The organism is Blastopirellula marina DSM 3645, assembly GCF_000153105.1.
Taxonomy (GTDB): Bacteria; Planctomycetota; Planctomycetia; order Pirellulales; family Pirellulaceae; genus Blastopirellula; species Blastopirellula marina.
In genome coordinates this window covers 3,921,718-3,936,347 of record NZ_CH672376.1, presented here as the reverse complement: position 1 = coordinate 3,936,347, position 14,630 = coordinate 3,921,718, and the positions used below count along the sequence as shown (strand labels likewise).

Genomic DNA, 14,630 nt, shown 5'->3' with positions numbered 1-14,630 from the left:
CGAGAAATGCAGGTCGAATATATCAATCCGTTCATTCGTTCGATGACTAATACCTTCGATACGATGCTCGGGTGCGGGATCAAACGGGGAGCGTTAGTTCTCGCCCAGGATTTCAATGGTTCCTACGACGTTTGCGGCGTGATCGGACTTTCCGGTCGAGCCCAAGGAGTCGTGGTTGTCAATCTTTCGCAAAGCGTCGCGATTCAAGCGGCAGCTGCAATGCTGATGATGGATCCCTCCGAGTTCGATGGGCTGAACGATGATGTCGTCGACGCCGTGGGCGAGATCGCCAACATGGTCGCCGGCGCCGCCAAAGCGGAACTCGAAGAATTCGAGCTTTCGATCAGTCTGCCGAACGTAGTGGTCGGATCGCCTCCGGACATTCGCTTTCCGTCCGAAGTGCATGCGATTGCGATTCCGTTCGAGTGTGCTTGGGGTCCCATGTCGTTGAAAGTCGGCTTCACGCCGGTTGGCGTGCTGGCCTAAGCTAGCACTCGCCCCGATGAGGCGGCAAAGTTTTCCTCATCGATACGAACCTCCGCGACGATAAAAGAGAGACGGCGCTTTCATCGTCGGTAGTCGTAGGGAAGGGGCATGGCAAAAGTTCGCGACAACGGGTCTCACCAGACCAATCCCAATCTGCGCAAAGCGGCCATCGTCTTGATGAGCCTGCCCGAGGATGATGCGGCTCAACTGATGGGCCGGATGAGCCCCAAGGAAGTCGAAGCGGTCTGTATCGAGATCGCGCATCTCGATCGACTCACCGGCCAAGAACAAGAAACGGCGATCCTTTCTTTCGCCGAGCAGAATCCCAATCAACTCGCTGGCGCCGGCGGCGGCATCAGCTTGGCCAAGAATCTGGTCACGCGAGCCCTGGGCAAAGGGGCCAACGAAACTCTCGACAACGTTCGCCAATCGGTCGAATCGATCCCGTTCGGCTTTCTCCGCAAAGTCGATAGCCAAAACTTGCTGACTTTTATCGTCGACGAGCATCCGCAAACCATCGCGTTGATCTTGTCGCACCTGCCGGCGTCGTACGGCGCCGAAATCATCTCCGGTTTGCCGGCCGATCGGCAACTGTCGGTCATCCGCCGCATCGCCAACATGGGGCAAACCAATCCCGAAGTAATCGAAGAAGTCGAAAAGGGGCTCGAGACGCGGATGGCCAGCGTGATGAGCCAATCGTTTGAAAACGCCGGCGGCGTCCCCACCGTCGCCGAGATCTTGAACGTCACCGATCGCGCCACCGAACGAGCGCTGCTTGAGCATCTCGCCCAGGAAGATCCCGATCTGGTCGAAGAGATCCGTCGTTTGATGTTCGTCTTTGACGACATCCAAAAGCTGGCCGACAAAGACATGCAAGCGGTCCTCAAAAACGTCGAAAGCGCCCAATGGGCTATGGCCCTCAAAGGCGCCAGCCAAGAGCTGCGCGACAAGGTCGTCGGCAACATGTCAAAACGGGCCGCCGACATGCTGCTGGAAGAGATGGACTTTCTGGGCGCCGTCAAGGTTTCGGAAGTCGAAGGAGTCCAACAGCAAATCGTCGACATCGTCCGCCGCCTGGAAGACGCCGGCGAAATCGCCCTCTCGGCCGGAGACGAGGAAGAACAACTCGTTCAGTAGTCTGCTTGTTCGAGCCCCCCTTTCTTCATCGCCCGCCGCGCCGGCAAGGGAAATGCGGCCTCTATCTCGACTAACGAAGCCGCTTCCCGCGTGGGGGAGTTTACCCTTCGGCATTCTGGTTTCAACATTCGACATTTGCCCGCCAGGACTGGACCGGACCGCTTCGTTTTTTCCAACGGCCTAAACCAATCCAACACTAGCCCGAGTGCGCAAACCGAGGGAATACGGCCTCCATCCCTCGCGCCTAAAGCCCGATTAATCGCATCGTCGCCTTTCGCTCCCGCAAAAAGTAGCGTCTTCCGCCCGCCAGACAGGACCGGACTGCTCCGTTTTTTTTCGTCCAGTAGGTTGGACCGGACTGGACAAGGTTGGACCGGTAAAACACTAGCCCGAGTACGCAAGTCGAGGGATGCCCCAGCCCAGGACTGGACCGCTGAAATTTTTTGCGCCAAATTACCCAAACTGCCTGAGGGTTAGTTTAGGCGGTTTGGTGCTACGGCAAGCACGGCCTGCCCTACGGTTTCACTAGTTGGACTGGACAATTCAGCTTTCCTGTCAGTGTCCCGATCCCAGAAACGAGATCGCTTAGCGCACGCCCGGCAAGATTACCGCCGATCGTTCACTCTCCACATTGGGCCGCATGGCTGCTGGAACCATTTTCGAGCCCGCGCAGCATTTCAACCCGCCAACCTCTCCCGAAGCTGACTCCGCGCACGAAAACATGTGAAGACATTCTAAGAAAATTGCGAGACTTTAGCAATTCTAAAATGAATCGCGGCAGCGCAACAAGTCGTCGTAGGTTGGCCTAGACGCGATTAACGATGACTCTGCAACAGGCATAAAAAAAGCCGCCCTGTACGAGACATGACGGCTGGTTGCTCCGTAGAGCAGTGCCTGCGAATTTTTCATTCTTGTTACGAAAAGAGTCGCAAGCAGAAATCAGATACACTTCCCCATTTATAGCAGTAGGTATGGGGCTGTCAAGGGATTTCTATAGCGGTATTATGGCGATGGTTTTGACGCGAATCTTATTCAACAATCAAGTGAAGCGATATGCCATCAAAGTCCCCCTCCGTTTCCCCGCTTCTCCTTGGTCTTGATATCGGCCCATCCTCCCTGGGATGGGCATTGTTTTCTGAGTCAGGCGATCAACCCTCTCTGGTTGACTGTGGAGTCCGAATCTTCCCGGAAGGGGTCGAGCGGGATCAGCAAGGCGGCGAAAAATCGAAGTCGCAAAGTCGCCGCGTCGCCCGCGGCATTCGACGGCAAGTGCGCCGCCGCGCGCAACGTCTTCGGCATTTAAAGCATGCGCTCATTACGACAGGTCTTTTTCCCGCCGATGTCGTTGACCAGCAAGAAGTCCTCGCCAGCAATCCGTATGAGCTTCGCTCAAGAGCGCTTAGCGAAAAGTTGGAGCCGTATGAAATCGGGCGAATCTTGCTGCATCTGGCGAAGCGTCGAGGTTTTCTCTCCAATCGCACGACCGATCGGAGCGGCGGCAACGAGTTAAAGGGCATTCTGGCCGAGATGACGCAGTTGCAGGGAGAGATCGCCGCCCATGGTTGCCAAACTTTAGGGCAATACCTTCATCAGTTGGGCGATGACGGCGAAACCTTTGCCCAGCGACTCCGCGGACGTCACACGCTCCGCGCGATGTACGAGGACGAATTCGAAAAAATCTGGGAGCGACAGGCCAGCTATTATCCCGCGTTATTGACCGAAGAACTGCGGGGCGGTGAAGAAGGAAAGCAGAGCTACCCGCTTGTTCCCACGGCTCGTCGCAAGAGCGAATCGTTGCTCAAGCGATTTGGCCTGCATGGCCTACTCTTCTTTCAGCGCAAGATGTACTGGCCCAAAAGCGTCATCGGGCGCTGCGATCTAGAGCCAAAAGAAAAACGTTGTCCGAAAGCGGATCGGCTTGCGCAGCGATTTCGCATTTTGCAGGAGGTCAACAATCTGCGTTTGATTTCGCCTGCGGATCGCAAAGAGTACACGTTCGCCGAGTTTGTAGGAGCCGGCGCCGATAAAAAGCTCGTCGACTATCTCTGCGAAGCGAAGGAGCGAACATTTCCGCAGATTCGTAAGAAATTCAAATTGCCCGAAACGATTTCCTTCAACTACGAGCGAGGCGAGCGCTCGAAATTGCAAGGACACGAAACCGATGCGCATTTCAATGGCAAGAAAGGACTCGGCAAGCGGCGGTGGAGCGAAATCGCAGAAGACGTTAAGGACCATATTATTCAAATCGTGTTGGAAGAAGATCGGGAGGATGTCGCGCTGCGGAAGTTGACGCAAGATTGCTCGCTCACCGTGGAAGAAGCGCACAAGGCAATGGCGCTGCATCTTCCCGCCGGCTACTCGCAATATTCGCGCGTCGCGATTTCTCGGTTGCTGCCGCATCTTGAATTGGGGAAGCTCTTAATGGGCAATGATGCGTCGGACTCAGCCATGCATGCGGCGGGGTACCTCCGGCCTGACGAACGAGAAGTCCGGCAATATGACCTGTTGCCAGAACCTCCGGATATTCCCAATCCGCTAGTACGTCAGGCATTATACGAAGTTCGCAAAGTGATCAACGCGATCATTCGGGAGTACGGCGCCTTAGGGACGATCCGCGTCGAGCTTGCTCGGGAAGCGAAGAAATCGGCCGAGCAACGCACGCAAATTCGAATTGCCAATGCGAAACGGGAGCGAGAGAACGCCGCAATCGCCAAAACTTTGCAAGAGATGTCCCCTGCGATTCGACCAACCCGGCGGAATATCCAGCGCTACCTTCTCTGGAAAGACCAGGGAGGCGTCTGCATCTACACCGGCAAGGTGATTAGTCAGGCCCAACTCTTCGATTCTGGCGAAGTTGACGTCGATCACATCCTCCCGCGCTGGAGAAGCCTGGATGACTCGATGGCGAACAAAGTCATCGCCCATCGATCTGCAAACAATGAGAAAGGAGATCGAACTCCCTGGGAATGGCTCGGTCATGACAAGCCGCGTTTCGATGAGCTCCTTTTGCGCGCCCAGCGGCTTCCCTATGGAAAACGCCAACGTTTTATTCAGAAGGAGGTGGAGCTAACCAATTTCGTAGAGCGTCAACTTCGCGACACGACCTACGTGAGCCGACTGGTTGTCCAGTATCTAAAGGGGCTTGGCGTTCCGATTACGACGGTAAAGGGGCCGATGACCGCGGAACTGAGACATCATTGGGGATTGAATGCGCTGCTCAACGAAGATGGTTCTCAGAAAAAGAATCGTTCCGACCATCGGCATCATGCAATCGACGCCATTGTGATTGGGCTTACAGACGCCAAGCGTTTGCATGCGCTGGCGAACGCTCGAGGCAAAGACCTGCAACCTCCCTGGAGCGAGTTTCGTTCGGATGTCGCGACGGCGTTAGGTCGCATGGCGGTTTCGCATCGGGTTCGCCGTCGGATTCAAGGGGCCCTGCATGAGGAGACGATCTATGGACCGACCCAAAAAGCGGCCCAACCAACGTCCACCGACCAAAGGCCATGGGCCAAAGATTGGATTGAGGATTCGCAAATTGTCGTCCGCCGCAAATCCGTTTCCGATCTTACCAATACGAAGCATTTAGCGAAGATTCGGGACGTGACAATTCGGAAAATTCTGGAAGATCATTTGCGTCGTCAAAAAGTCGATCCCACCAAGCCGGGCGTGATCCCCAAGGACGCCTTCGCCGGCAGCAACGCTCCTCAAATGCCCTCGGGCGTGCCGATCAAAAAAGTGCGTCTGGTGGAGCGTGGAGAAACTTGGCGAAAAATCGGAAGCGGCGAAGCCTCGAAGTTTATCAAACCAGGCAGCAATCATCACATTTCTTACTTTGCAATTTCCCGGAAAGGGCGTGAAAGTTGGAAAGCACACGTAACTATTATGTTAGATGCGGCGTGTATTGCGAAAGAATCAATCAATAATGGGAAGATTGTCAATCGCAGTATTGGTGATCAAGGGCGATTTTTGATGTCGTTATCGATCGGAGAAATGTTCGAAATTACCAATAATGGCGGAGAGATTCTGCTATGCGTTGTTCGTAAGATCGACCAGAGTGGACGGATCTATTACAAGATTCATGACGACGCGCGTGAAAGTATGGATCTAAAAAAGGACAACTTATATATGTCACCGTCGAAGATGCAGCAATTCGACGCGCGAAAGGTCACTGTGACCCCGCTAGGGAAAATTCGTAACGCCAACGACTGAAATTATTGAATTACCTCGGCTTGCAATTACAATTCGAGCTAGGCGCGATCCGCGCCTTCGCGTCACGGACGACCCAACTTCAACGTAATTCCTCCGAAGTTTGGGTTCTTATGATTAAACGTACGGTCGAGATTTCCCAAGAGCCGTTTCATTTGGGGTTGCGGCACAAGCAACTCACTTTCAAGCGTGAGGGAGCTGTCGTTCACACCATTCCCTGTGAAGAAATTGGGGTAGTGGTGATCGATCATCCCGGCACGACGTACACGCACGCGGCGCTGCGACAATTGGCGGCGTCGGACGCGGCCGTCGTTATCTGCGGCGCCAACCATCTACCCGCGGCGATCCTGCTGCCTTTGGCCGATCACAGTGAAGTCGTCTGGCGTTTGGTGGAACAAATCGAAGCTCCCAAGCCGCTCTGCAAACGGCTTTGGAGGCAAATCGTGCGTGCGAAGATTGACGCTCAGGCCTCCGTTTTGCCCGACGATTGTCCTGGTCGTCAGAAATTGAAATCTTTGATTCCACTCGTGAAGCCTGGTGACGCCGCTAATGTTGAGGCGCGTGCAGCCAAGACTTATTGGCAGTTCTGGTATCCAGAGGCGGGCTTTCGCCGTGATGCGGATAGCGACGGCGTTAACGCATTGCTCAATTACGGATATGCGATCGCTAGAGCCGCCATTGCTCGTGCAATTGTTTCTGCAGGGTTAACGCCAGCGCTGGGGCTTCACCATCGGAATCGCTCGAATCCGTTTTGCTTGGCGGATGACTTGATCGAACCGTTCCGTCCGATGGTTGACGAGCGAGTCCGAGAACTCCATCGTCAAGGTTACGACTCGTTGACGCAGGAATGTAAGGGCGAGTTGCTAAAACTGCTTGCTCGCCAGACCAGTCTAGATGGTGAAAAAGGCCCGTTCATGGTCCAGTTGCATCGTATGCTCGGTTCCTTGGTGCGATGCTTGCGCAAGAAACAGACGTCGTTAGAGATTCCCGTCCCATGCGAATAAACGGGTACCGCGCAATGTGGCTTTTGGCGATGTTTGACCTGCCGACCGATACGAAAAAGGCAAGGAAAGATTATGCGCTCTTCCGAAAAGGTCTCCTGGAGAACGGTTTTCATCGGTTGCAATACTCGATCTATCTTCGCCCCTGTGCATCCAAGGAAAGCGCCGAAGTTCATCGGCGACGAATTCGGGCCTTCCTGCCGCCGGAAGGAGAAGTAGCGGTGCTATCCATTACTGACAAACAATTCGAACGCATGGAATTTATGCTGGGAAAACTACGCGAATGTCATCCGCAAATGCCCAATCAGCTCGAATTATTTTAATCAATTACGAACGTAATTCATTGTGCGACAGGTACTTAGCAAGAAGGGAGTGTATCTGATTCCTGCTTGGGACCAATCCGCAACTACGAACATGGATGGGCGGATCGCCTTTTTAGTGTATCTGATTCCTGCTTGGGACCAATCCGCAACTCAATCTCTTCGGGGTCCGACGCCATTGGTAGTGTATCTGATTCCTGCTTGGGACCAATCCGCAACCATGCCGATCCGATGTCTTCATCTTCACGGAGTGTATCTGATTCCTGCTTGGGACCAATCCGCAACCTCTGCGCTGTTCTGGTCGACCGAATTCAAACCGATGCAAGGGCCGGCATGGCGACGCCGCCTAGGCTCGGCTGGTCTTACTGGTCGTTTTTGTCGGTCTCGTGCAGCGCGACGTTTCCGTCCTCATCGATCGAGCCGTCATGACGGCTTTTTCGGGCGTGGCCAAATTTGAGGACTGCGACGAAAAAACCGCCGCCGAATGCGTTGCCAAGCGTTGTCCATAGCAGGAAGTGGGCGAAGTCGGCGAATGTCGTTCGGTCTCCCTGAAAAATGCCGGCTAAGACTTCGACTGTGCCCACAATCGAGTGATGTAAGTGCCCGAGACCGATCGTCGCCGTAATCAAAAATACGATCACAATTTGACTGATGGTGTCGCGGCCGGCGACGACGAGCCACGACAAAAGCCCCATAAGCCAGCCGGCCAACGTGGCGCTTAGCAGGATGACCCACCAGTCGTAGCTTACGATTTTCTCGGCGATCTCTTCAAAGACCTGCGGGTCGATCACATGCAGATTGGGACCGACCAAGACGACAATGCCGGCGAAGATGGCGGCGCCCAATAGGTTGGCGATATACACGATGCCCCACAGTCGCATCACCATCTTCCATGTCGCTTGACCAGACAGCAGCGGAAGAATCGCCAGGGTTGTCTGCTCGGTAAATAACTCGGAACGTCCCATCACCACCAGGATAAATCCGAGCGGGTAAACGAGCGCAGTCCAAAGCTCGACGACCGGAGGTGATACTTGGTCGGCGGCCAAGGTGCGGACGACAGCGATCAAGAAAAAACTGAATCCAAGATCGAGACCCGCCGAGATCGACGAAAGGAACAAGCGAGTCGAAGAACGAGACAGCGCCTCCATCCCCTCGTGGAGTTCTTCGCGGAGGATCTGATTGGGAGACTTTTTCGGCTCTTCGCTGGGCAAATCGGTGTTCAAGTGGCGCTACCTGTCCAGACGTGACAGCATTTCTTACCCAGCTGTAGCGTTACAGCCGGCTGCGGCGCGGGCCGGCGTGGATCGCCTTCGCCTAGTTTGCTCTCCCGCGACGCTGACGACGTGACGGTCTTCTGGAAAAGCAAGCCAATTATACCAGCACAGGTCGACTGAATGGTGCAAATCGCGCGCCTTTTCATCGGTTCAAGTGCCGCGCTAAGAAGGGCCAATTTATCTGAACGTGCCTGCGGCAAGATGCTTGTTCAGCGGCCACGGCGAATGTTCTGCGATCAGTAAGGACAGCGGAGCGGCGTTTATTCGGCGAATTCGTCGCTGCGGAACGCGATGCAGCACCATCGCCATCGGCCCTACTAGAAACAGATGACAGACGGAGGCGCCGCTTGTAAACTGATTATCCTACAGCGCTAAACCAGAGATTAACCGATTCTTACCCAGCCCCGGGGGCATCCGCATGTCTTCGTCAAGCAATGGAACTACGCCGCGGCGAAGCATTCATGTGGACGGAGCCCGCTTGAAGGCGGTTCGTTTGCAGTTGGGTTTAACCCAAGAGGCGGTTGCGGCGGCGACAGGCTACACCGATAGACTTGTTCGCAAGCTCGAAAACGGCGGCCCCGTTAACTATCAAACTCTCAACGACTTTATTTCCTACTATAGATTGATGCTTTCTCGCGTTGGGACGAGTTCTTTGGAGCCCGACATTAGCTTTCAGACGTTGAGCATGCAGCCTGAGCCCGAACGAGAAACGATCGTGAGGAATTGGTTTGAGCAGGCGTACAACCAAAGAAACGTCGACTACGTCGCTGAAGTGTTCCATCCCGACGTTAGCCTGATCGCGGAAGGCCAAGTGTTGCAGGGGAGTGAGGTAATCACGCAGCGAGTCGCCGCTGTTTTGGCCGGATTTGATCCCCTTCAGATTGAAGTCGAGAGTTTGTTCACTCAGGAGAATACGGTGATCGCCTATTGGCACGTCACCAAAACGCATTCCGGCTCCTTCTTTGGCATCCCTCCCACGGGACGGACCATCAGCATTCGCGGGAGCTCGATGGCGGCGTTCCAGGGGAACAAAATCATCGAGGTCCGCGACCATTGGGATGTGCAGGACTTAATTGCAAAGCTGACTTAACCCTGGGGCGATTTTTCGTTCGGCCGCCGTTTGCTGGGTGAGATCGGAAGTTCTTAAGCAGGGCGCGCGCTGCCGAACATCATTGACCCGCCCCCCCGCTTCTTTCCGCGAAGCCTGAAAGTGGCCGAAGTTTGCCGCCGGATGGTGCGGGCAACTGGTTGCTGACGCAAGCCGGCCGGGCTTGGACAGACTAGGCGGGCCACCCAGTCGCCTGGGGCGGATTACGGCGATTCGTTCGTCTACCCCTTTGACTCGGGGGGAAAGAGTCTTTAAGCTGATTCGTTCCACTCAACTGTCGAAGAGTGACCCTCGCAGAGGGGAACCGGCAACCTGGTCAGGCCTTAACTGGAGCAGCCATACCCGGGGTACTCTGGTGCGGGGGTCTCTCCTCGACAGTACAATCGGAGACATGAAGTCAGCGCCAGTGATCTGATGCACCCTGGTTGGCTGTCACCGTGGCCTGAGGCGCGAGCCGAGGGAAACGGATTAAGCACTTTGAAGCGGATTCGAAGTCGCCGACCACATTCCCTCGGCTCGCGCCTCGGGCTACGATGGGAAATGCCCTGACAAATCGTCCCAGTGCGCAACTTCAAAGCTCGCGCCTCGGGCCATGGTGGATTTGGCGGCAGACCGAAATTCCCCCTCTCAAGCCGGCCGCTAAACGATGACGGAAGAAGGAATCGAACACGTCGAGCCATCGCACGCCAACGATCAATATGTGGTCGTCGCGCGCCGTTATCGCCCGCAATCTTTTGAAGAGCTGGTCGGTCAAAGCCAAGTCGCCCAAGCGCTGAAAAACGCGATCGAGCGCGGCCGGGTAGGCCATGCTTACCTGTTTACCGGCGCTCGCGGAGTCGGCAAGACTTCATCGGCCCGGATTTTGGCGAAGGCGCTGAATTGTCAGCGGGGGCCGTCGGCGACTCCCTGTAACGAATGCGACATTTGCCGCAGCGTGACGGTCGGGGAAGATGTCGACGTATTGGAGATCGACGGCGCCAGCAATCGCGGCATCGAAGAGATTCGCCAATTACGGTCGAACGTCAACATTCGCCCGAGCCGCGCCCGGTTCAAGATCTATATCATCGACGAAGTCCACATGTTCACCAAAGAGGCCTTCAACGCGCTGTTGAAGACCTTGGAAGAACCGCCGGAGCATGTGAAGTTCATCTTTTGCACGACCGATCCCGAAAAGATCCCGATCACCGTCCTATCGCGCTGCCAGCGATTTGACTTCGGCGGGATTCGAATGGACGAGATCGTCACGCGGTTGGCCTATATCGTCGAGAACGAAGGGGTCACCGCCGAGCCGGAAGCGCTGCGCTTGCTCGCTCGCAAAGCGAACGGGTCGATGCGCGATAGTCAATCGCTGCTGGAGCAACTGTTGGCCTTTGGCGGCCGCGAGATCACCGTCGCTGACGTCAATCAAATGTTGGGCGCCGCCGGCAGCGAGCAGATCGCGGTGATCATGACGGCGCTGGCCGCACGCGATGCGGCGGCGGTGCTGGCGTATTTTGATCAAGCGCTGACTCGCGGGATCGATCCAGGTCAATTGATTGAACAGTTGCTCGGCTTCTTCCGCGACATGATGACGCTCGCGGTGGGCGCCGGTCCGACGCTCTTGCAAACTGTCCTGCCGACCGACGCCGAGAAAATTGAAGCTGTCGCCAAAAGCTACGGACTGGCCAACGTGATGGCCGCGGTGCAGATCTTGGATGATGCGCTCGTCCGCATGCAGCGCTCGGCCCACGCGCGGATCTTGGCCGAGATGGCGCTGGTGCGCGTTTGCCAGCTTGAGGACTTACAAAGTGTCGCCGACCTGGTGGAGACGATCCGCTCGGGAAAGCCGTTGCCGGCTCGGCCGGCCATTCAAATCGCGGCGGCGCCGCAGCCGTCAGCAGCACCGCAACTTCCGCCGCAGGCCGCACCACAAGCGATGTCCACGGTCCAGACCGACGTCGCGGCTGAGCGGACGGAATCACGCGTGAACAGCTCGGATCCGGCGTCTTCTGGCCCTGTCAGGCAGGCTAGTCCTTCTGAGGTAACAAGTTATGTCGAAGAGCCGGATCCTGAACTAGGATTGAGCGAGCCGCCGCGGACGAATGGGATTAAGTTGACCGATTCGACTGCGAAAAATATCTGGGAAGGAATTCTGACAGATATGTCGGATCTAGTAGGGGAGTATGCTCGCCCTTACAAAACGGTAGCAACTTCTGGACCAAACCGACTGGTCGTTTCATTTTCCGCAGCGTATAATTCGCAGGTCGAGTTCTTGCGACGACCAGCGGCCAAAACCCGCTTGGAAGGAATGTTGACCGAAGCGGTCGGCAATCCGGTGACGCTGGAGTTTAAAGTCTTAAATGACGTTCCAGCGGCTAAGACGCAAGAACCGCCGAAACGAAGTGCGCCCTCCTCGGGCCAAATGATTCGAAAGGTACAGCAGAACCAGTTGGTTCAGCAGGCGATTGAGATGTTCGGCGCGGAAGTCACCAGCGTCCGAGCGCCCGAGTCGGGAGGATCTTAGCCGCCTATCTGAGCTCTGCTGTTCTCTCACCAATCAAGGAGAAACACGGTGTTCAATCTCGGCAATCTCGGCGGTATGGTCAATATGGTGCGTCAGGCCCAAGAGATGGGGGGCAAGATGCAAGGTTTGCAGGAAGAGCTGCGGACAAAACGAGTTACCGGATCTGCTGGCGGCGGCATGGTCGAGGTCGAAATGACCGGAACCGGCGAAATGCTTTCGCTCCGCATCGATCCCGATCTTGTCGCTCGTGGCGAACGCGAGATCATTGAAGACTTGGTTCCCGCCGCGGTGAATCAAGCCAGCGCCAAGGCGAAGCAGTTGCACGCCGAGATGATGCAGTCCCTGACGAGCGGCATGAATGTGCCGGGCTTGGACGACGCGCTGGCTCAGATGACCGGGGGCGGTAAGTAGTAATTTTCGCCTAGGTGAACGGACGCCCTGTGATGGTTCAAACGACAGATTCAGTAACGCGTTTGGTGGATGAATTCGCCAAGCTGCCCGGCATCGGTCGCAAAAGCGCCGAACGGCTCGCGTACCACATTCTGCGCGTACACGAGTCGGAAGCGCTGGCGCTGGCCGATTCGATTCGCACGGTAAAGCAGAACGTCCGCTATTGCTCGCAATGTTTCAACTTGGCCGAGTCCGAGCTTTGCACGGTTTGCCAGGATACGCGCCGCGATCAAACGCTGCTTTGCATTGTCGAACAGCCGCGTGATTTGATGGCGCTGGAGCAGTCCGGCATGTTCCCCGGCTTGTATCACGTACTGCTGGGACGCATCGCACCGCTCGAAGGTATCGGTCCTGATCAATTGACGATTGATGCGTTGGTCGATCGCGTCCGAGCCGGCAAGTTTCGGGAGATCATCATGGCGACCAACCCCACCACCGAAGGTGACGGGACGGCGCTGCATATCTCGAACTTATTGGCCGAGTTGCCCGTAACGTTAACGCGGCTGGCGCGAGGAATCACGTCCGGCAGCGTCTTGGAGTTTACGAATAAAGAGATTTTGGCCGACGCACTTTCGGGTCGCCAAAAGCTATAATTCACGTTGTTCATTCATCCACTTGAAACCTAGAAATTCCTATGCGACTTTCGCTTGGTCTCGAACAGAAGCTGGTCCAGAAGCAAGTTCTGGCGCCCAGGATGATCCAGTCGATGGAGATCCTGCAGCTGCCCGTCATGGCGCTGCAAGAAAAGATCGAACAGGAGATGAACGAAAATCCGTTGCTCGAGATCCAAGAGGCCGAGCCGGACAGTGTTCCCGACGGGATGGACGATCAGGTCGAGAAATCCGACCCCGATTCGCTTGCGGATACGGAAAAAGAATTTGTTGTTGATGAGAACAAAGACAACGCCGACGACTTTGAGCGGTTGCTGGAACTCAACAACGAATATCCCGACACGTTTGACGATCGCCCGCAACGCTCGCTGAATCAGATGGAGGATGACGCGAATCGCAAGCATGACGCGTTGGCGAACGTCGCGTCGCGCGTCGAGACGCTGCAAGATCATCTCGATACGCAGTTGGGCGAATTGAACATCGAGCCAGAACTGCTGGAGTTGGCGATGCGAATTATCTCGTCGCTTGACTCCAACGGTTACTTGTCGACTTCGCTCGAAGACTTGCTGCCGCCGGACTCTAGCGAAGAACTGGTCGCGCATGCTCGCGAAGCGTTGGCGATTGTGCAAGCGCTGGAGCCTGCCGGCGTCGGCGCTCGGGATTTGCGTGAATGCTTGCTGCTGCAGCTAGAGCCTTCGCAACCCTACTTCGATGAACTGCGGACGCTGATCAGCAATCACCTGGAAGATCTTTGCGAAAATCGTCTGCCGCTGATTCAGAAGAAGACCGGCTATTCGATCGACTTGATCCAGGACGCCTGGTCCGAGCTGCGAAAGCTGAATCCGAAACCGGGCTCCGCCTACAAAGAAGATTTCATTCCGAACGTCATGCCTGACCTGACGTTGGAGATTTCGGACGACGGCGAATACGGCGTGAAGACGGAAGATGGCGAAGTTCCGCAGCTGCGGATCAGCAACTACTATCGCAAACGTTTGATGGACCCCACGGCGACCGCCGAAGAAAAAGAGTTCATCAAGCGAAAGATCAACGCCGCCCAGTGGCTGATCGACTCGATCAATCAACGCAAGAACACGCTCGCCCGCGTCGCCCAGGCGATTGTCGATCACCAGCACGACTTTATCGAGAAGGGGCCCGAGTTTATCGAGCCCCTCAAGATGCAGCAGATCGCTGACAAGGTCGGCGTGCACGTCACGACGGTCAGTCGCGCGGTCGATGACAAATGGATTCAAACTCCCCGCGGCATCTTTCCGCTCAAACGATTCTTCGCCGGCGGCACGACCAACGAAGCCGGGGACGAAGTTACCTGGGATGCGATCCGTCTGAAGCTGCAGGAGATCATCGACAGCGAAGACAAAGCGAAGCCCCACAGTGACGACGAGCTAGTGACGCTGCTCAAAAACGAAGGGCTGAACGTCGCGCGCCGCACCGTCACGAAGTATCGCAAAAAGATGGGGATCCCTAGTTCGCGACAGCGGCGCGATTGGTCGAAGAAGGGCTAAACGCAGTTCCG

General features: G+C 55.8%; 11 protein-coding genes and 1 other RNA gene. 11 read left to right on the top strand and 1 reads right to left on the bottom strand.

Annotation, left to right across the window (positions count from 1 at the left end):
- Positions 1-6: 6 nt before the first annotated feature.
- The 5 genes from DSM3645_RS17650 to cas2 all read left to right on the top strand — a co-directional run bounded on the left by DSM3645_RS17650 (position 7) and on the right by cas2 (position 7,156).
- Entirely contained in the window at positions 7-486 is a 480-nt protein-coding gene (locus DSM3645_RS17650; RefSeq protein ID WP_002653632.1) for a chemotaxis protein CheX, read from the top strand.
- A gap of 108 nt (positions 487-594) precedes the next feature.
- Entirely contained in the window at positions 595-1,623 is a 1,029-nt protein-coding gene (gene fliG, locus DSM3645_RS17645) for a flagellar motor switch protein FliG (RefSeq protein WP_002653631.1), read from the top strand.
- 1,053 nt (positions 1,624-2,676) lie between these two features.
- The gene (gene cas9, locus DSM3645_RS17640; protein WP_081444877.1) at positions 2,677-5,835 is read left to right on the top strand and encodes a type II CRISPR RNA-guided endonuclease Cas9; all 3,159 of its coding nucleotides are present in this window, start codon (positions 2,677-2,679) and stop codon (positions 5,833-5,835) included.
- A 110-nt stretch (positions 5,836-5,945) separates the two neighbouring features.
- Positions 5,946-6,836 (top strand): type II CRISPR-associated endonuclease Cas1, encoded by an 891-nt coding sequence (cas1, locus tag DSM3645_RS17635; RefSeq protein ID WP_040352758.1) that lies wholly within the window; start codon positions 5,946-5,948, stop codon positions 6,834-6,836.
- A gap of 14 nt (positions 6,837-6,850) precedes the next feature.
- Positions 6,851-7,156 (top strand): CRISPR-associated endonuclease Cas2, encoded by a 306-nt coding sequence (gene cas2 / locus DSM3645_RS17630; protein ID WP_002653628.1) that lies wholly within the window; start codon positions 6,851-6,853, stop codon positions 7,154-7,156.
- Between the two features lie 359 nt (positions 7,157-7,515).
- On the opposite strand, the gene DSM3645_RS17625 is transcribed toward cas2, so the two are convergent.
- Entirely contained in the window at positions 7,516-8,376 is an 861-nt protein-coding gene (locus tag DSM3645_RS17625) for a formate/nitrite transporter family protein (protein ID WP_002653627.1), read from the bottom strand.
- Positions 8,377-8,845: 469 nt separating this feature from the next.
- Between DSM3645_RS17625 and DSM3645_RS28590 the strand changes: the two genes are divergently transcribed.
- From DSM3645_RS28590 to rpoN, 6 genes are all read left to right on the top strand, one after another.
- A complete protein-coding gene (locus DSM3645_RS28590) occupies positions 8,846-9,517 on the top strand; it encodes an ester cyclase (RefSeq protein ID WP_081444876.1) in 672 nt (223 codons plus the stop codon).
- Between the two features lie 298 nt (positions 9,518-9,815).
- An RNA gene (gene ffs / locus DSM3645_RS29530) (signal recognition particle sRNA small type) lies at positions 9,816-9,912 on the top strand.
- A gap of 269 nt (positions 9,913-10,181) precedes the next feature.
- Positions 10,182-12,038 carry a DNA polymerase III subunit gamma/tau gene (dnaX, locus tag DSM3645_RS29525; protein WP_002653624.1) on the top strand — a complete coding sequence of 619 codons (1,857 nt, stop codon included), beginning with the start codon at positions 10,182-10,184 and terminating at the stop codon, positions 12,036-12,038.
- 48 nt (positions 12,039-12,086) lie between these two features.
- Complete coding sequence (locus DSM3645_RS17610; RefSeq protein ID WP_002653623.1) at positions 12,087-12,449, top strand: YbaB/EbfC family nucleoid-associated protein; 363 nt, start codon at positions 12,087-12,089, stop codon at positions 12,447-12,449.
- 32 nt (positions 12,450-12,481) lie between these two features.
- A complete protein-coding gene (gene recR, locus DSM3645_RS17605; protein WP_002653622.1) occupies positions 12,482-13,081 on the top strand; it encodes a recombination mediator RecR in 600 nt (199 codons plus the stop codon).
- A gap of 41 nt (positions 13,082-13,122) precedes the next feature.
- Positions 13,123-14,619, top strand: coding sequence for an RNA polymerase factor sigma-54 (rpoN, locus tag DSM3645_RS17600; RefSeq protein ID WP_002653621.1), 1,497 nt, complete (start codon positions 13,123-13,125; stop codon positions 14,617-14,619).
- The last annotated feature ends 11 nt before the right edge of the window (positions 14,620-14,630 follow it).

What these genes read in the sequence shown, in the direction of transcription:
- fliG (WP_002653631.1), top strand. Translation starts at nt 595, where the DNA reads ATGGCAAAAGTTCGCGACAACGGGTCTCACCAGACCAATCCCAATCTG.
- DSM3645_RS17650 (WP_002653632.1), top strand. Translation starts at nt 7, where the DNA reads ATGCAGGTCGAATATATCAATCCGTTCATTCGTTCGATGACTAATACC.
- rpoN (WP_002653621.1), top strand. Translation starts at nt 13,123, where the DNA reads ATGCGACTTTCGCTTGGTCTCGAACAGAAGCTGGTCCAGAAGCAAGTT.
- DSM3645_RS28590 (WP_081444876.1), top strand. Translation starts at nt 8,846, where the DNA reads ATGTCTTCGTCAAGCAATGGAACTACGCCGCGGCGAAGCATTCATGTG.
- dnaX (WP_002653624.1), top strand. Translation starts at nt 10,182, where the DNA reads ATGACGGAAGAAGGAATCGAACACGTCGAGCCATCGCACGCCAACGAT.
- cas1 (WP_040352758.1), top strand. Translation starts at nt 5,946, where the DNA reads ATGATTAAACGTACGGTCGAGATTTCCCAAGAGCCGTTTCATTTGGGG.
- cas9 (WP_081444877.1), top strand. Translation starts at nt 2,677, where the DNA reads ATGCCATCAAAGTCCCCCTCCGTTTCCCCGCTTCTCCTTGGTCTTGAT.
- recR (WP_002653622.1), top strand. Translation starts at nt 12,482, where the DNA reads ATGGTTCAAACGACAGATTCAGTAACGCGTTTGGTGGATGAATTCGCC.
- cas2 (WP_002653628.1), top strand. Translation starts at nt 6,851, where the DNA reads ATGTGGCTTTTGGCGATGTTTGACCTGCCGACCGATACGAAAAAGGCA.